Origin of the sequence: Bradyrhizobium cosmicum (assembly GCF_032290525.1) — a bacterium.
Lineage (GTDB): Bacteria > Pseudomonadota > Alphaproteobacteria > Rhizobiales > Xanthobacteraceae > Bradyrhizobium > Bradyrhizobium cosmicum_A.
The window spans coordinates 1-18,307 of sequence record NZ_JASXTA010000003.1 but is presented as its reverse complement, the minus strand read 5'-3'; the positions used below and the strand labels follow the sequence as shown (position 1 = coordinate 18,307).

Here is an 18,307-nt window from a genome sequence, read left to right as displayed (position 1 = left end):
TTTCCCTGAGCAATAATGATGAGGAGCACGTCATGACGGTCGTCGTCTATATCCTGACCGCCTTAAAACCGGGCGTCGATCCGGACGAATACGAACGATTCGAGCGCGAAATCGACTATCCGTTTACAGCAAAGCTCAAGACGATCACCAGCTATCGGATTCATCGCCTCACGGAGCCAGTGCCGTTCGACGGCGGCCCCTGGGATTACATCGAGCGTATCGAGGTGGCCGATCGCGCAGCCTATGAGGCGGAGCTAGCGACATCCGCCAAGGATCTCATCGACCTGACACACAAGAAGTATCTGGACGAATCGAAGCTGAAGTTCATCTGGTCCAGGAGAATCGATCCATGAATGCGGGCGAATGTGATCTCAACGGCAAGGTCGCCCTTGTCACCGGCTCCTCGTCAGGCGCCGGCGCTGCAATCGCACTCGAGCTCGCCCGGCGTGGGGCGCGTGTCGCGGTGCATTGCCGGCGTGCTTTGAGCGAGGGAGAAGGCATTGTCGCCCGCATCGCCGCGATCGGTGGAAAAGCGGCGGTCTTTCCGGCTGACCTCAGAGATCCAGAAGCGGCGGCAGCGCTTGTATGCCGCGTGACGGAGCGATTGGGAGCCGTAGGCATCCTGGTCAACAATGCGGGTCCCTATTCGGATACGCCGTTTCGGTCGCTCCCCCTGTCGGAGTGGGAGACGGTCATGACGGTGAATCTAAGGACACCGTATCAGCTCGCTCAAAGCACCATCACTGGCATGGAGCGAATGGGCTGGGGTCGGATCATCAATGTGAGCGCAACCTCGGCCTATGCGAGGTCGCATTCGGTCTATGGCCTTGCCAAGGAGGCTTTGATCCATTTGACGCAGTGCCTCGCGCTCGAATTTGCGCCCGGTGTCACGGTTAATGCGATTGTACCCGGCCAGATCGCCAGCGAGCGTACCGACGCGATGACCCACTACAAGGCGACCGTCGTCATGGAAACGCCGCTGGCGCGACTGGTTACCGAACAGGAGGTCGCCCGTATGGCGGCGCTTCTGTGTGCCTCGGAGTTTTCCATGGTGACGGGACAATCAATCGTCATGGATGGCGGAAGATCGCTGCCGCGCACGCCGAAACTCCACGTCACGACGACTGATTAAGTGTCCGCCGCGTACAAGTACATTCCTTTGCTTGAGGGACCGCAAGCCTTCCCGGCTCTTCGCTGACTTCCGGTGTCCGGCCGCTCGTGGCCCCCCAGGCTTGTACTGCCCCTGCGACGAAGCTCGATTGTCTATCGACACTTCGTCAGCAACAAAATGGTGCAACGCGGCGGCCTTCAGGTCAGGCGCATTCATGCTGGGTCATACGGCGAAACAGCCAAACCCACATAGCTCTGTCGGAATCGGTGATCGGGGGGACCTTAAAGGGGGGCCGGCGGCCGGCGGTGAGAGCTGTCGCGGCCGAACGCTATTCGGCTCTGTCCCTGACAGCGATGGCGCTGCCTTGTATCCGGGGAGAAGGGTAATGTCCTCTGGAGTCCCGTCGCGGCAGCATGGAACGTGTGCTGCGCCAGACGACTTTCCGCTTCTCGGCTGCGCCACGAGCGCTCGACTCTGGTGCAGGTGCTGTCTGATGTTGATTCGATCGTCTGTCCAGAACCGTCACATCTTGCAGAAATTTTTAGCTCACCTCCAATCTTGCGACGGATTCCACCGCAAGTGTCCAGTTATGGCGATCAGATCGCCGAGAAATGAGACCTTCGCGGTGCTACCTTGCGCGCAGACGCGAGGCAAAATGCAATGGGGTGGGGATCCAATGTGAGGCGCAATCGGCAGCTGGATGCGGCACGGCGCCTGACCTTGAGGCTCATCCGCCGCAATCGTCATTTCGTTCTAAACATCGAGTGAGCGAGCTTTCGTTGCAGGCGTGACGCGAAGGTCGGTACCACGGTTCGGCGCACGGCGGGGTGGTCCGCGTCACGGAATGCCGCGCTGGTAACATTGTCTCTTCATTCGGACCATCGGATGACTGAGAGCTCCATTGCGATTTGGCAGATCGCGCGGATTGGAAGAGCGGCGCAGCGCCGCAAGAGTTAAAAGGGTCGGCGTCTTTAGGAAGGCGCAGAGCACGCAATAGAATCTAGCAAACGAGCATGTCCCCACTGCGAACAGGTCATCACTAAAAAAACGAATTCGGCCGTTCCGCGGGCCTGCACTCGGAAAACTATTGTACGAAGACAGGCGGCGCTCGCCGGGAGGTTTCATGAATGTTGCCGTTGCCAAGGAAATCGATCCGTCGGAGCCGCGGGTTGCCGCTTCGCCGGATACGGTGAAGAAGTTCAAGGCGCTGGGCGCCGAGATCGCCATCGAGCCGGGCGCCGGCCTCAAGTCGGGCCTGCCGGACTCCGAATTCACCGCCGTGGGCGCCACCGTCAGCGCCGACGCGCTGAAGGACGCCGACATCATCATCAAGGTGAAGCGCCCTGAAGCCTCCGAGTTGGCGCAGTACAAGCGCGGCGCGCTCGTCATCGCCATCATGGACCCCTACGGCAACGAGGCCGCGCTGAAGACGATAGCCGATGCCGGCGTCTCCGCCTTCGCGATGGAATTGATGCCGCGCATCACCCGCGCGCAGGTGATGGACGTGCTGTCCTCGCAGGCCAACCTTGCCGGCTACCGCGCCGTGATCGAGGGCGCCGAGGCCTTCGGACGCGCCTTCCCGATGATGATGACCGCAGCCGGCACGGTGCCCGCCGCAAAAGTGTTCGTGATGGGCGTCGGCGTCGCCGGCCTCCAGGCGATCGCGACCGCGCGCCGTCTCGGCGCCGTCGTCACCGCGACCGACGTCCGGCCCGCCACCAAGGAGCAGGTCGAATCGCTCGGTGCGAAATTCCTCGCCGTCGAGGACGAGGAATTCAAGAACGCGCAGACCGCCGGCGGCTACGCCAAGGAAATGTCCAAGGAGTACCAGGCCAAGCAGGCCGCGCTCACCGCCGAGCACATCAAGAAGCAGGACATCGTGATCACCACCGCGCTGATTCCGGGCCGGCCGGCGCCGAAGCTCGTCACGGCCGACATGGTCAAGTCGATGAAGCCGGGGTCGGTGCTAGTCGATCTTGCCGTCGAACGCGGCGGCAATGTCGAAGGCGTCAAGGCGGGCGAAGTCGCCGAGGTCGATGGCATCAAGATCGTCGGCTACACCAACGTCGCCGGCCGCGTCGCGGCATCGGCCTCCAGCCTCTACGCGCGCAATTTGTTCAACTTCATCGAAACGATGGTCGACAAGACCAGCAAGGCGCTGGCCGTGAACTGGGACGACGAACTCGTCAAGGCGACTGCGCTGACCCGGGACGGCGCCGTCATCCACCCGAATTTCCAGCCGAAAGCGTAAGGGGAGCCGTCATGGAGCATATTGCACAAGTCGTCGATCCCTTCGTCTTTCGGCTGTCGATCTTCGTTCTCGCCGTCTTCGTCGGCTATTTCGTGGTGTGGTCGGTGACCCCTGCGCTGCATACGCCGCTGATGAGCGTCACCAACGCGATCTCCTCGGTGATCGTGGTCGGCGCGCTGCTGGCGGTCGGCGTCGGCATGATCTCGAGCGGCTCGGGCTGGGCGCGCGGCTTCGGTTTCATCGCGCTCATTTTCGCCTGCGTGAATATCTTTGGCGGCTTTCTTGTCACCCAGCGCATGCTGGCGATGTACAAGAAGAAAGTGAAGTGAGCGGCGTGCACCTCGGGGTGACGAAGACAAAGGGGACCTGAGATGAACGCCAATCTGGCTGCAGTTCTGTATCTCGTGGCAGGTGTGCTGTTCATCCTGTCACTGCGCGGGCTGTCCAGCCCCGCCTCATCGCGGCAGGGCAATTTCTTTGGCATGATCGGTATGGCGATCGCGGTCGCCACCACGCTCGCCAGCCATCCGCCGGCGGACGGCCTCGCCTGGATCCTCGTGATCCTTGGCATCGCGATCGGCGGCAGCGTCGGCGCGGTGATCGCCCGTCGCGTGCCGATGACCTCGATGCCGGAACTGGTCGCCGCCTTCCATTCGCTGGTCGGTATGGCCGCGGTGCTGGTCGCCGCCGGTGCGTTCTACGCGCCGGAAGCCTTCGACATCGGCAGCCCCGGCAACATCCATCCGCAGAGCCTGGTCGAGATGTCGCTCGGCGTCGCCATCGGCGCGCTGACCTTTACCGGTTCGGTGATCGCGTTCCTGAAGCTGTCCGCGCGCATGAGCGGTGCGCCGATCATCCTGCCGTTCCGTCACATCATCAACATCGCGCTCGCGATCGCGCTCGTCGTCTTCATCGTCGGGCTGGTCATGACGGGCAGCGCGCTCGACTTCTGGCTGATCGTCATCATCGCGCTGGCGCTCGGCGTCCTCATGATCATCCCGATCGGCGGCGCCGACATGCCGGTCGTGATTTCGATGCTGAACTCGTACTCGGGCTGGGCCGCGGCCGGCATCGGTTTCACTCTCGGCAATTCCGCCCTGATCATCACCGGCGCGCTGGTGGGATCGAGCGGCGCGATCCTGTCCTACATCATGTGCCACGCGATGAACCGCTCCTTCATCTCCGTCATCCTCGGCGGCTTCGGTGGCGAGACCGCGGCGGCGGGCGGTGGCGGCGGCGAGCAGAAGCCGGCCAAGCTCGGCTCAGCCGACGATGCGGCCTTCATCATGAAGAACGCGCAGAAGGTCATCATCGTGCCCGGTTACGGCATGGCGGTGGCGCAGGCTCAGCATGCGCTGCGCGAAATGGGCGACATCCTGAAGAAGGAAGGCGTCGAGGTGAAATACGCCATTCACCCGGTCGCCGGCCGCATGCCCGGCCACATGAACGTGCTGCTGGCTGAAGCCAACGTGCCCTATGACGAGGTGTTCGAGCTCGAGGACATCAACTCCGAATTCGCGCAGGCCGACATTGCCTTCGTGATCGGCGCCAACGACGTCACCAATCCGGCGGCCGAAGAGGACAAGACCTCGCCGATCTACGGCATGCCGGTGCTCCAGGTCTGGAAGGCCGGCACCGTGATGTTCATCAAGCGCTCGCTCGCTTCGGGCTATGCCGGCATCGACAATCCGCTGTTCTATCGCGACAACACCATGATGCTGCTCGGCGACGCCAAGAAGGTCACCGAGAACATCGTCAAGGCGATGTAGCCGCAACAGGAGCTCAACATGGCTCGGGGATTATCGAGTGTTGATCAACCAGGGCGCCCCCGCGCGATGGGCTTGAACAATCCGCTCCTCCCGATAGCCGTGAGCGCTTTCATCTCGCTTGCTCGATCCGCTGCAACCCAGGAGAACTGAGATGCCGCCCCCGCCCCTTTGGATGCCAGACTTGCAAGATGCTCCTGACCTTTCGCCTGCGACTACTTGGTTGCTGGCGATCGTGGCCGCCCTCGTCAATCTCGCTTTCGTTGGATTGGTCTTGTTCTGGCCGTGAGCACAAGGTGCGCTCTTGCGGTGAAGGCGACTATGTCCGCCTCTGGAATTCGCGTCACGCTTCGGAGCACAAAGCACCACGATGCATGAGCATCCAATGTTTCATATTCAGCTTGAGGAGCTAGCGTGACTGCATACCGTGGGCCAGTGTTTGAGATGGCCGTAAAGCAATTCGAAGTGATCGCGAACTATCTGATGATACCGGATGATGCGAGACCGCGGCTGTTGCTGCCGAAGCGGTCAGTCACCGTGTCGTGCCCGATCCACCGTGACGATGGCACCACTGCGGTTTTCGAGGGCTACCGCGTTCAGCATCATTTGACGCTTGGCCCGACAAAGGGCGGCACAAGGTTCGCGCCAACAGTTGACCTTGGCGAAGTTGCAGCGCTTGCCATTTGGATGAGCTGGAAGTGTGCTCTGGTCGGATTGCCGTATGGCGGGGCCAAGGGCGGGATCAACGTCGATCCGTCGACCTTGTCGAAGCGCGAGCTTGAGGCGCTTTCGCGGCGCTATATGCAGGAAATGATCCCGTTCGTTGGGCCGCACACCGATGTTATGGCTCCAGACCTCGGGACAAACGAGCAGATCATGGCCTGGTTCATGGACACATATTCGATGTATCAGGGCCAGACCGTCACCGAGATCGTGACGGGCAAGCCCGTCAGCGCCGGTGGAACGCTCGGTCGCCGTGAAGCGACAGGCCGAGGGGTGGCTCATTTGGTGAGGCGCGCAGCGGACGAGCTCAAAATCCGCCTCAATGGTTCGACGGCAGTCGTTCAAGGATTTGGAAACGTCGGTTCGATTGCCGCGCTCGAGCTGCACAACATGGGAGTGAAGGTGATTGCGGTCAGCGATCATACCGGGGCGCTCTACCGGCCTGGGGGTCTCGACATACCCCAACTGGTCCGGCACGCAGCGTCGCAAGGAAGCCTTGACGGTTACTCCAACGAGCTTGCTCTTGACCCCGCAGAGATCTTGACCCTGCCGTGCGACGTGCTTGTTCCGGCTGCCGTCGAACGGGTCATCGATGCCGAAATGGCCGGTAGGCTGCGCTGCCGCATCCTCGCCGAAGGCGCCAACGGACCCACCACTCCGGAAGCCGATAGAATCCTGGAGGGACGCCAGGACGAGGTGTTCGTCATTCCCGATATTCTCTGCAATTCGGGAGGTGTTGTCGTCAGTTACTTTGAATGGGTGCAGGACCTTCAGCGATTGTTCTGGGAGGAGGAGGAAGTCATGCGCCGCGAGTATCAGCTCCTGGATCGTGCATTCGATCGAGTCCTGGCGCGAAGCAAACGTGAAAAGTTGTTCAATCGCACCGCAGCCATGGCGATAGGCGTCGAGCGTGTTCGCGGTGCCAAGGAAACACGCGGACTTTTCCCGTAACAGCTTCGACCTTTTTTCGCGTGCAACCGCTGCGGGCCGATATCGCTGTCGCTAACCGAGCCAGCGCGCTGATGCCTTTCCTTGCGAGCTCGATACAGCCGATCCGCTGGCAGACCGTTATGTCTTCCAATTCGCCCTAGACTTGGCTGGGCCGCTGCCGACAACCGCAGCGGCCGTTTTTTACATTGGGTGACTGTCGCGCGTCTCACGAGTTTTCCAATCGGCCGCAGGATTGGCAAGCCATGCGCCATTTAGTAGGAAAGAAAGCATTGTTCTCACCTCTGACACTTCGCGCGCTATCCTTCAAGCGCACTTCATCGTGGCGCTTACGCAAGCTGCCTGCCAGCCGGGGATTCGGTGCCTCATTGCGGGTTAAGATCGGCCTGCTTGGCATCATCGCGGTCATTGCGACCGGTGCGGTCTGCCTGGTCGGGCTGAACTACGCAGTGCAGGTCCAGCGTGATGCGGACGAGGCCGCTCGCTTTCGCGACCGATTTGCGGCGCTCTCGCAGAGCTTTCTGGAATCGCAACATGTGACGACCGAATTCCTGCGCCGGCGTGACGAGGCAATGATCGAGCGTCATGCCGAGCTGCTCAAGCAAGAAGTGACGCTGCTCGGCGATATCGAAGCCTCTGCGGCCCAATTGCCCGAGGGCGACCCTCTCAAGAGCTCCTCCGGATTGCGCAGCGGGATCGACCTCTACGCCGCGCGCTTTCAAAACATCGTCTCGGCCGAGCGCGCGCTTGGTTTCAACGGGGACCAGGGGCTTCAGGGCGGGCTCAGCGCGGCTGAGCTTCAGCTGCAACAGCGGCTTGCTGAGCTGGACCAGCCAAGGATGACCGCGCTCATGGAGACCATGCGTCGGCACGAGAAAGATTTCATGCTGCACAGCGACGAGAAATACGGCCAGGATTTCGACACGTCTGGCGCCGAGTTCGTCAGGCTGCTGGCCACCTCAGATGTTTCCTCGGGCATTCGGACGGAACTTGAGGGTCTTCTTAAGTCCTATCAAGCCGGCTTTTCTGCCTTCATGTTCGTGCAGCAATCGTTGAACGACGAGATGGAGGATATTGCAAAGGTTTATGGCAGCCATCGTCCGGCATTGGCACGGGCGATCGCAGAAGCCGATCGACGAAGCGCAGCGGCTGGGTCGCGGGCGGCAAACGCCCGCGATCTCTTATTTTGGCTGGTTATTGGCGCGATGGGCCTGGTCGCGACCTTTGCCCTGCTGTTCGGCCATCACATTGGTGATGCCATTTCTCGAATGACGGCGGCCATGCGTCAGCTCGGTGCCGGTCAGTTCGCGATTGTTCTGCCGGGGCTTGACCGCAAAGACGAGATCGGGGACATGGCACGAGCGGTCGAAGACTTTAAGCACGGCATGCGCCAGAAGGCTGAGCGCGACGTTGCCGAACAGTTGGAGCGCGACCGCCTGCAGGGCGAGCGAAGCCGCGCGGAGCTCGTGCGGCTTGCTGATGCCTTCGAGGCGGCCGTCGGTAACGTGATACAGACGGTGGCTGACGCCTCTTGCCAGCTTGAATGCGCGGCTCTTGGCCTTGCCCAATCGGCCAAGCACACGACCGGCGTTTCGAGCCACATCTCGACAGCATCCGACAGCGCCTCTTCCAACATCCAGCTCATTGCTGCCGCGACGGAGCAGATGATGACCTCCGCCTCCGAAATTGGGCGGCAGGTGCAGGAATCCTCGAAAATTGCGCTGGAGGCGGTCCGCCAGGCGGCGCAGACTGACAAGCAGATGTCCGAGCTCACTGAAGCGGCCGAACGGATCGGCGACGTCGTTCGGCTCATCGCGAAAGTGGCACGCCAAACCAACCTCCTTGCCCTCAACGCAACGATTGAAGCCGCACGTGCGGGCGAATACGGCACCGGCTTTGCGGTGGTCGCGCAGGAAGTCAAGGCTCTGGCGGATCAGACTTCTGATGCCACCTCGGAGATTGCCGCGCAAATCGGCTCGATGCAGTCGGTCGCCCGCAAGTCGGTGAACGAAATCGTCTCGATTAGTGCAACGATCGACCGCATCTCGCGGATTTCAGGAGCTGTGTCGGAGTCTGTCGAACAGCAGCTCCTGGCAACGCGCGAGATCGCGCAGAACATCCAGCAGACCGTCGCCCGAACCTCGGAGGTTGCCAGCGGAATGAGCCAGGTCGCTTATGGCGCCGCGAGCACGGATACGGCTGCAAGTGATGTCCTGCAATCGGCGCGGGCGTTATCCACGAGCAGTTCTGCGCTGCAGGCAGAACTGAGCCGCTTTCTTGCAACCTTGAGACTGGCATGAGATGCCTATCGCGCAGCGGTCGACAAGCGAAATGTCCCTTGCGCAGGAACAGTCAGTGCAACTGATGATCAGCGAGACCAAATGGCGCCGGAGACACCCCTGCTGTGCGCCGCGGCGTATATCGGCTCGACCCCGGCTATCGATAATGTGATACTTGCGTTGTCTTTTCCGCAGGGGGAGCCAACAGTCTAACGACTTGCGCTCTCAGAAATATCGAAGTTTAGGGCGATGGGTATTTTCGTGGATGAACGATTTTTGAAGGACCGGGTCCAGATCATTCGGAATCTGGCAGACGATGCGCCCCCGTTCATTAGGAAGAGGCTGCTGGACCTCGCGTTCCTGCAAAATAGATTTTTGGCTGCGATGCAGCCTACCGACGATTTCGCTGCAAGCCAACGGTCGTCGTGGAGTTCGCGCGATGGTGCTTGCCGGCAGCCCTCGGTCGATCAAACTCCGCAGTCCGGCTCTTGCCTGCGAACTGTGAGCGGCGTCAGGAACTGCCGAGCGAAGCCGTGATGTCAGGTATCGCCTTGTGCGCTGCAATCGACGCGCTCGCGATCCAGAGTTGTCAACGGAGGAGCATTCTCTGTAAACGCTGAGCGCGAGATTGAACATTTTGAATTACCTAGCTATAATTCCACTCTGTGCTGTTTGGCGTTAGCTGCAAGGTCGATGGCACAGCTTATTCGCCCAAGCCGGGATATACCTGAAGGTTGAGGATCCACGACGGGATTGCAACTCCTCTACGACGTGAAGGGCCGTAAGATCGGTTACCCATCTTCTGCTGCGCGATGGTGTGGAGGGGACAATCATGTTGTGGCATCGACTGGTCCGTCACGCTCCTCCGCCCGTCGTTAAAGAGGTGCCCAAGGAAATACGTCGCAGAGGGGAGCTCCTCGAAGAAGCGCAACGCATTGCCCATGTCGGCTACTGGGAAGGCGATCTCGCAACAGACCGGATCACCTTTTCGGACGAAGCATCTCGTATCTTCGATCTGGCGCCGCGTGAGGGAACCATTACGATTGAGGAGGTGACCGAGCGGCTACATCCGGAGGACCGTGCGATCTGGCGCTCAGCGATAGCCCAGACGCTACGCGGCGGTCCTCGCTTTATTCTCAATTGTCGGTTAGTCAGGCTCGATGGCGAGGTGCGGTTTGTCAGCAGCCAGGCCGATCTGATTAGGGACGCATCCGGCAGACCTCTTAGCCTCTTCGGAGTCGTCCAGGACGTTACCGATCTCAAACGAGCCGAGCATCTGACGCAGCTGGTTTTCGAACGTTCCCCTGATGCAATCTGCATCATTGGGCGGGACTACCGGTACCGACGCGTTAATCCGGTCTTCGAACATATGACAGGAAAATCGGCCAAGGATGTGATCGGGATGCACGTGGCCGATGTCTTGGGAAACACGGTTTTTGAGCAGACGGTCAAGCCGAAACAGGACCGGTGTTTTGCAGGAGAAGAGGTCAGATATGCCGACTGGTTCACGTACCCAGATACTCCACGATATATCGCGATAAGCCATTCACCTCTGTACTCCAAGTCGGATCGGGTGGAAGCCATCCTTTCGATCTTTCACGATCTTACAGACTATGCGTTGGCGTCCGAAGCCTTGCGATCGGTGCAGGCGAAGCTTGCGCACGCCAACCGCGTCGCGACCATGGGGCAACTCACGGCCTCAATTGCCCACGAGGTCAACCAGCCAATCGCTGCGGTCGTCATGAACGCCCAAGCAGCTTTACGCTGGCTCGATGCCGATCGCCCCAATCTTCAGCGGGTCCGTCAATCCCTGGATCTGATCGCTGACGATGGAGCACGAGCCGGGGAGGTCGTTAGCCGAATTCGCGGACTTCTGAAGAACGCACCGCCACGCAAGGATAGCATCGACCTCAATCGCACTGTCCTTGACGTGATCACCCTCACTCGGAGCGAAGTCCTAGAGCACGGACTTCTTCTGCAGAAGGATTTCGCGAAGGATCTACCACTCGTGGAAGGCGATCGCATCCAACTGCAACAAGTGATTCTTAATCTTATTATGAACGCCGTGGACGCGATGAGCTCTCTTGCCAACGGCGTCAAGGAGCTCACGATTAGCACTTCAAGCGATGGCTCTGATCGCGCGCTGGTATCTGTGCGGGATACCGGGCCAGGGGTGGACCCAAACATCGAGAATCGCCTCTTCGAGGCGTTTTACACCACCAAGCCGGACGGGATGGGAATGGGGTTGGTCATCTGTCGTTCGATCATCGAGGCGCACGGGGGACGGTTATGGGTGACAGCGAATGAACCACGGGGAGCGGTGTTCCAGTTTAGCTTGCCTACAAAGCCAGACGACCATTCAAAGGGGGGGCCACGCCAAAAAGTGGCAGCATGAGTTCGATCGCAACCATGCTGCAGAGCCTGGGAAAGTAAGACCTCATGGTGGGACAATCTCTGTAAACCTTTCCGGCACATCTCTTTGCGATGAAGCGCTTGCGTCCGCAAAAAGTCTGCCGACTGTAAGCGGAATGTTTTGGTCAAGATTGATCTGCCCGACGATCTCGCAGGGAAGCCTCTCCCACCTTCAATCCCGCAGAGCGTCAAGCAACTTGAAAGCCCAATAGGGGCGGGTCACTTCAAGACGGCAGTCTGGCTTTCGTTGAGAACGACCGTTGAGTGCGAAGCCAAGCAGCGTCTCGGCATTCAGATCGCGCAACATGCAACCCTGTTTGACTTGGCAAGAGCGTTCCTGACGGATGGCGATCAACGCGCCCTAGCAGCCACACAGCCGATTTTTATTGACCCGGTACTCTCAAGGCCATGGCTACTGTCTCTGACTTCAATGGGGCAGGGATCGTCAGTCGAGCAGAGGCCGCGACCGCGCAAGGCTTGACGATACGCCGAACCAGCTCCTTGTAACCAGCTCTGACATATCGACGGATTGTTGGCAGCGGTTCTGACCGCATGTCGCGGGTGAAGATGTCCCACCGCTGATCGCAATCGTCCACAGCTTAGCGTCCGGCTGCTTGGCGAGCCTCACAAGGACCCTCTCGATGAATGGCTTCAAATCGGTGTTGCTGATGGTTCGCTGTTCCTTCTTCGCGTCATTCAACGTAGGCACCCAAGGCGGGATCAGCATCTTGAAGACTGATGGGGCCCTGCTGACACGCTGGCCAGTGGTTGAGGGCATCCGAACACTTGGCGATACGTCGCTTTTCCGACAACGCATGACCGCCTCCAACGCGATCGGAGAGACCGGTTTGCCCCTGTCGCCTTCCCGGGCGTTCTTCTCGATGTCGCCAGCTCGAAGAAGCCCCGCCGCGCATGGGCGAAGCAAAACGCCGGCGTAATCGGCAGCACCTTCTTCTGCGGATCGAACAGCGGCTCGAAGCCGTTGTAGGAATCGGCTTGCAGGATACCCGCGAAGGCGGCACAGATGCTTCTGTGGATGCTCGCCTCGACGGTCGCTCGAGGCGTAATAGACCGCCGCCGGCGGCGCAGGTCCGGCGAAGGGCTGGTCATCCCGCACATATGTCCAGATCCGACCCGTCTTACACTTGCCCTTTGCCAGGATGCGGATGGTGGTGTCGTCGCCATGAAGGCGCTCGGCCGCGAGCACATGACGCTCGATCAGGTGGAAGAGCGGCATGACGGCGAAGGTCCCGTGGCCGACCTGGTCGGCCAGCGTCGACAACGGCAGGTCGATCCTCTCGCACTTGAAGCGCGCGCTCTGGCGGTTGAGCGGGATATGCATGCCGAACTTGTCGAACAGGATGGTCGCCAGCAATTGGGGGCCGATGAAGCCGCGCGGTGTGGCACGGAACGGCGCGGGCGGCTGGCTGATCTTCTCACAATCGCGACAGGTGAACTTTTCCCGCACCGTCTCGACGACGCTTGAAGCGACGCGAAATCTCCTCCAGCGTTTTGGTCACATCCTCGTCGATCTTCGCCAGCCGCGATCCGCCGCAGCAGGCGCAGGTCGTCGGAGCCTCGATGACGACGCGCTCGTGTTCGATGTCGTCCGGCCATGGCTTGCGCACCGGTCGCTTGCGCGTGAAGGCGCGGACTTTCTGCGCCTTCGCCGCCGCGGCCTGCGCGGCAAGCTCATCCTCGCTCGCCGTGGTAACGAGCTCTTCGAGCTCCAATTCCAACTGCTCGATCAGCCGCGCCGTGCGCTCGGAGCGCTGCTCGTACAGTTCGCGTTTGAGCTTCTCGATCCGCAGCTCGAGATGCGCGATCAGCGCCGCGTTATCCGACAGCTCCGCCTGCGCGCTGGCAGCCATCGCCTCGGCTCGCAGCCGCGCCTCACGCTCGGCTGCCGCGCCGCCAAGGCACTCACAAGGTCCGATGGAAGATCGTCCGGCTCCGATATCATGAAGCCATTGAATCAGATCAAGCAGCAGATTCAAACCGTACAACGACTATCCGACCCGCGTCGGACGCTGGGTTTCTTGAGGGTTGCGCCAATCAATTCCGGGTAGCTCAACTGCGCCGGGAGATCGTTACCGATTCACCGGCAACCGATGGCCAGATGAACCTTCCTCTCTCGAGTTTTTGGTAAACAGGCATGCTCCCTGGCCATCGTGCCAGATCATCTTCACAAGATCGCTGCGGCGACCCGCGGAAGACGAACAGATGACCGCTGAGCGGGTCTTTGCGCAGCACCTCCTGCACTTAGAGTGCCAACGACGGAAAGCCTCTGCGCATATCCGTGTAGCCTGTCGCGAGCCACACCCGCGCACCTGTCGGAACCGGGATCATCGGCGCACCAGAGCATCGAGAATCCATCAACGTCGCCATCGACCCGGATGCGGTGTCCGTACCAAGATCGATCTCGATGATGCCCTGGCTCTTCCGTCGACGCGCCGGCGCCGTCGTCAATGGCGCTTCGGCCACATCCCGCGGCGGCACAGACGGCCCAATCTCGACCGGCACGAACGGCGCTATACTCGTTTCACCGTGCTTGCAAAGCTCTTTGCGCCACCTGAACAGCTGGCTCACATGAAGGCCCGCCATGCGAGCCACCTCGGAAACAATGGCTCCGGGCACGAGCGATGCTGCAACTAGCCGTTCCTTCTCATCCTGCGACCACCGCCGCCGCCGCTCGACCGATGTGATCACCTCTGCCCGCGAAATCGTCGTAGCGCTTCTCCTTGGATTACCCCTAGGACCTGCAGCGCTCGCGTCCGTCAAACAAGGCGGCCCTCAACGGAGGAATACGCCGCATCAGCGGCGTCGTTCTTTGCTCCCCGCCGCACATAGGCTTCATACATGCTGGCGGTATTAATCTCACGTCATGTCCAAACCGCTGTATCTCGCGCGCGCCCGGTAATGGGCTGTGGCGCAAGCCTCTATCCCAACCAGACAGGGCGACAGCGTGGAGAAGAAGGAAACGATCTCACCGCGCCGAGCTCGGTGTCAACGGAGATTTAAGTCGGCGCCCCAACAGCCATTCATGGAGAAACCAGATGCGACGTGTGTAGAGTTCTTGAAGGAGACGCCCTCTCGGGCGTGACTATCCGAAAGGTACCGCGTTTACCGTGAGGAAAATTCGGCAGGTAAAAGGTTTGCCACGAGAGGCGCCGGCGCACCGCGCGGAGACGATCAAACCGAACGTCAATCAGCGATACGTATGGTTTTACAATCTCATCTTCGCGGCTGCGCCTCACATGAGCAAAGCTTAATGCGGGGTGGCGCGTCTCTCTCCGCTTCGTGATGACCGGCACGGACAGTGCCGTGTAGGGTGCCCGCGCTTTCGGGCCCCGACCGCATCTTCGAGCTTCCATAAGGATCATGATGACCTCACACCGAGCGACCGCCCTTTTCGTTGCCGCACTTGTTTGCACGACCTCGCTATCGAGTAGCGGCCTCCGCGCCCAGACCACGGTTACTTCCGCCCCCCCCGCCAGCTTCACACTCGACAACGGCCTGCAGGTTGTGGTGATTCCCGATCACCGCACGCCTGTCGTGACGCAGATGATCTGGTACAAGCTCGGCTCCGCCGACGAGACGCCGGGCAAATCCGGGCTCGCGCATTTCCTCGAGCATCTGATGTTCAAGGGCACCGCCAAGCACCCGGCCGGCGAGTTCTTGCAGACCGTGCAGCGGGTCGGCGGCGAGCACAACGCCTTCACCTCGGTCGACACCACCGGCTACTACCAGCGCGTGCCGCGCGAGCAGTTGCCGACCATGATGGAATTCGAGGCCGACCGCATGACCGGCCTGATCCTCAAGGACGAGAACGTGTTGCCCGAGCGTGACGTCGTGCTCGAAGAATACAACATGCGCGTCGCCAACAATCCGGACGCGCGGCTGAACGAGCAGATCATGGCCGCGCTCTATCTCAACCATCCCTACGGCCGGCCGGTGATCGGCTGGCACCAGGAGATCGAGAAGCTCGATCGCGAGGATGCGCTCGCCTTCTACCGCCGCTTCTATGCGCCGAACAACGCGATCCTGGTGATCGCCGGCGACGTCGAGGCCGCCGAAATCCGCCCGCTGGTGGAGAAGAATTTCGGCCCGATCCCGGCGCAGCATGCGATCCCCAAGAAGCGCATCCGGCCGCAGGAGCCGACGCCGGCAGCGCCGCGCACCGTGACCCTGTCGGATCCGCGCGTCGAGCAGCCCGGCCTGATCCGCTATTATCTGGTACCGTCGGCCGCGACCGCGGCAGCAGGCGAAAGCCCCGCGCTCGATGTGCTCGCGCAATTGATGGGCCGCGGCGCCAATTCCTATCTCTACCGCGCGCTGGTGATCGACAGCGGCCTCGCGATCAGCGCCGGCGCTGGCTACGATGGCACGGCGCTCGACCCGTCGCAATTCTCGATCTTGGTGACGCCGAAGCCCGGCGTCGAATTTGCGCCGATCGAGGAGGCGATCAACAAGGTGATCGCCGACCTCGCGCAGAACACCGCACGCGCCGAGGACCTCGAGCGGGTCAAGACCCAGCTCATTGCAAACGCGACCTACGCCCAGGACGATCAGGCGCAGCTGGCGCACTGGTATGGCGGCGCCCTGACCACCGGGCTCAGCATCGACGACATCAGGAGCTGGCCGGATCGCATCCGCGCCGTCACCGCCGAACAGGTGCGCGCGGCCGCAGCCAAATGGCTCGGCAAGAACCGGTCGGTGACCGGCTATCTGATCAAGGATACTGCGCCGAAAGATAAGGAGAAGCGCTCATGACTTATTCCCTCACCCGCCGTGCGGCGCTGATCGGCAGCGCTTGCGCTGCGATGCTGACGCTGACATCCGCGCCCTCGCAGGCTGCGGCCAAGATCCAGAAGCTGGTGTCGCCCGGCGGCATCGAAGCCTGGTTCGTGCAGGACGCAACCGTGCCGCTGATCGCGATGGAGTATGCCTTCACTGGCGGCGCGAGCCAGGATCCGGCCGGCAAGTCCGGCGTCGGCAATCTGGTCGCCGACCTGCTTGACCAAGGTTCAGGCGATCTCGATTCCAAGACCTACCACGAGTGGCTCGACCGCCGCGCCATCAAGTTGCGCTTCGCTGCGAAGCGCGATCACTTCCGCGGCTCGCTTCGCATGCTCAAGGACAACAAGGACGAGGCCTACGATCTGTTGCGGATGGCGCTGACCTCGCCGCATTTCGAAACCGCCGATGTCGAGCGCATCCGCGCCGAGGTGATCTCCACCCTGCGCCATGAATCGACCAATCCGTCCTCGCTGGCCTACCGCAAGTTCCTCGAAGTCGCGTTTGGCGATCATCCCTATAGCAGGCCGGACACCGGCACGCTGGACAGCGTACCGAAAATCGAGATCGCCGACCTAAAGGACTATGCGCGCCGGATCCTCGCCAAGGATACACTGCGCATTGCCGTGGTCGGCGACGTCGACGCCGATACGCTCGGCAAGCTGCTCGACAAGACCTTCGGCAGTCTGCCGGCGAAGGCTGAACTGACGCCGATCCCCGATCGTGTGGCGGCCAAGCCGCCGCAGCGCGCCTTCATCCCGCTCGACGTGCCGCAAACCGTCGTCATCTTCGGCGGACCCGGCATCAACAGGCACGACGCGGATTTCATGGCGGCCGATGTGGTGAACCACATTCTCGGCGGCGGCATGTCGTCGCGTCTCTTCAACGAAGTGCGCGAGAAGCGTGGGCTGGTCTATTCGATTCCTGAAGCGCTGCTCTGGATGGATCACTCCGCGCTGTTCATCGGCAATACGGGCACCCGCGCCGATCGCGCCGGCGAGACCGTCGATGCGATCGATAAGGAAATCCGCCGCATCGCTGAGAAAGGCCCGACGCAAAAGGAGCTCGACGAGGCCAAGTCTTACCTCAAGGGCTCGCAGATGCTGGCGCTCGACAGCTCCTCCAAGCTGGCGGAGGAGATGCTGCAATATCAGCTCGACAAGCTGCCGATCGACTATATCGAGAAGCGCAACGCCCTCGTCGACGCGGTGACGCTTGATGACACCAGGCGGGTCGCGAAGAAGCTCTGGGGCGATGGTCTGCTCACCGTGATCGTCGGCCGCGCCCCGCAGGCGGCCGCCCAGCCGGCAGCGGCGACGCCGAAGTCGGACTGACATTTTCTACGCGCACCTCCGTTGCGGCTTATCCCTCGCCCTACCCCCTCCCCCGCAAGGGGCCGTAAGGGGGGAGGGTGAAGGGGGGTGCTCACCTCACAGCGTGTTGCAGATGACTCCGAAATCATTGGGATCAGTAAGGGGCGCATCGACCGACGGGCTCCCTCCCCCCTTGCGCTGACGGGATCCCCGAAAGTGATCGATCGGGATAGGGGGAGCCTCACGGCTCTGCCTACCGGGTCACCGGGGTCGCCCGCCCCGGTTCCCACAGAACGTGGCGTGCGGATTTCCCGCACCACGCTCTCGGCAGTTGGTTCGCAGTGTCAATCGGCCCTTTCATTGCGGTTTGTTGTCAAGCTACCATTCTTCCTCTCCCCAGTGACACGCCGGTAGCGATTGCTCCGTCGGAGCTGGTCAGGTTGCGGAGACGGAGCGATCGCGGATGGCGAGACGATTGCCTAGCGGGCTTGGCAATCGACGTCGTTGGCGGCTTCGTCGGGTTGGGTTGATGTCGTAGCTGGGGTCATGGTCCTTTCCGAGGTCGCGAGCGCCTCATGATGATGTCCGGATCGGGCGCCTCAACGGTTTGCAGCCGAGTGCGGGCGAACTGCCACCAGCCGATTGACCGAGGTCACACGACCACCGTCCCAGCGGGACATCGCCAGTCCGGACCGGACCAGGAACTT

General features: G+C 61.2%; 12 protein-coding genes and 2 pseudogenes. 10 read left to right on the top strand and 4 right to left on the bottom strand.

Annotated elements, in window-relative coordinates:
* The first annotated feature begins 32 nt into the window (after positions 1 to 32).
* The 8 genes from QSV46_RS06200 to QSV46_RS06165 all read left to right on the top strand — a co-directional run bounded on the left by QSV46_RS06200 (position 33) and on the right by QSV46_RS06165 (position 11,473).
* Positions 33 to 353, top strand: a complete 321-nt coding sequence (locus tag QSV46_RS06200) for a hypothetical protein (RefSeq protein WP_314948031.1) — start codon at positions 33 to 35, stop codon at positions 351 to 353.
* A complete protein-coding gene (locus tag QSV46_RS06195; protein ID WP_314948028.1) occupies positions 350 to 1,132 on the top strand; it encodes an SDR family NAD(P)-dependent oxidoreductase in 783 nt (260 codons plus the stop codon). The genes QSV46_RS06200 and QSV46_RS06195 overlap by 4 nt, the downstream gene beginning before the upstream one ends.
* 1,102 nt (positions 1,133 to 2,234) lie before the next feature.
* Positions 2,235 to 3,362: a Re/Si-specific NAD(P)(+) transhydrogenase subunit alpha gene (locus QSV46_RS06190; protein ID WP_314948025.1), complete on the top strand. Its 1,128-nt coding sequence runs from the start codon at positions 2,235 to 2,237 to the stop codon at positions 3,360 to 3,362.
* 11 nt (positions 3,363 to 3,373) lie between these two features.
* A complete protein-coding gene (locus QSV46_RS06185; RefSeq protein ID WP_007596278.1) occupies positions 3,374 to 3,691 on the top strand; it encodes a proton-translocating transhydrogenase family protein in 318 nt (105 codons plus the stop codon).
* 42 nt (positions 3,692 to 3,733) lie between these two features.
* On the top strand, positions 3,734 to 5,131 hold the full coding sequence (locus QSV46_RS06180) for an NAD(P)(+) transhydrogenase (Re/Si-specific) subunit beta (RefSeq protein WP_085349147.1): 1,398 nt from the start codon (positions 3,734 to 3,736) through the stop codon (positions 5,129 to 5,131).
* Between the two features lie 411 nt (positions 5,132 to 5,542).
* Positions 5,543 to 6,802, top strand: a complete 1,260-nt coding sequence (locus QSV46_RS06175; protein ID WP_314948013.1) for a Glu/Leu/Phe/Val family dehydrogenase — start codon at positions 5,543 to 5,545, stop codon at positions 6,800 to 6,802.
* A 242-nt stretch (positions 6,803 to 7,044) separates the two neighbouring features.
* Entirely contained in the window at positions 7,045 to 9,099 is a 2,055-nt protein-coding gene (locus tag QSV46_RS06170; protein WP_314948010.1) for a HAMP domain-containing methyl-accepting chemotaxis protein, read from the top strand.
* Between the two features lie 811 nt (positions 9,100 to 9,910).
* Positions 9,911 to 11,473, top strand: a complete 1,563-nt coding sequence (locus QSV46_RS06165; protein WP_314948007.1) for an ATP-binding protein — start codon at positions 9,911 to 9,913, stop codon at positions 11,471 to 11,473.
* An 828-nt stretch (positions 11,474 to 12,301) separates the two neighbouring features.
* On the opposite strand, the pseudogene tnpC reads toward QSV46_RS06165, so the two are convergent.
* The 4 genes and pseudogenes from tnpC to QSV46_RS06145 form a co-directional block, all read right to left on the bottom strand.
* Positions 12,302 to 13,453 (bottom strand): annotated as a pseudogene (gene tnpC / locus QSV46_RS06160) (IS66 family transposase); the annotation flags it as partial.
* Between the two features lie 107 nt (positions 13,454 to 13,560).
* Positions 13,561 to 13,743 (bottom strand): IS66 family insertion sequence element accessory protein TnpB, encoded by a 183-nt coding sequence (tnpB, locus tag QSV46_RS41380; protein ID WP_409997155.1) that lies wholly within the window; start codon positions 13,741 to 13,743, stop codon positions 13,561 to 13,563.
* 9 nt (positions 13,744 to 13,752) lie between these two features.
* Entirely contained in the window at positions 13,753 to 14,199 is a 447-nt protein-coding gene (gene tnpA, locus QSV46_RS41375; RefSeq protein WP_409997149.1) for an IS66-like element accessory protein TnpA, read from the bottom strand.
* Positions 14,200 to 14,300: 101 nt separating this feature from the next.
* Positions 14,301 to 14,493, bottom strand: a pseudogene (locus tag QSV46_RS06145) (IS110 family transposase); the annotation flags it as partial.
* Between the two features lie 381 nt (positions 14,494 to 14,874).
* Here QSV46_RS06145 and QSV46_RS06140 point away from each other — a divergent pair.
* Together QSV46_RS06140 and QSV46_RS06135 are read left to right on the top strand one after the other, a co-directional pair.
* On the top strand, positions 14,875 to 16,263 hold the full coding sequence (locus QSV46_RS06140; protein WP_409997148.1) for a M16 family metallopeptidase: 1,389 nt from the start codon (positions 14,875 to 14,877) through the stop codon (positions 16,261 to 16,263).
* Complete coding sequence (locus QSV46_RS06135) at positions 16,260 to 17,621, top strand: M16 family metallopeptidase (protein ID WP_409997147.1); 1,362 nt, start codon at positions 16,260 to 16,262, stop codon at positions 17,619 to 17,621. The genes QSV46_RS06140 and QSV46_RS06135 overlap by 4 nt, the downstream gene beginning before the upstream one ends.
* Positions 17,622 to 18,307 lie beyond the last annotated feature (686 nt).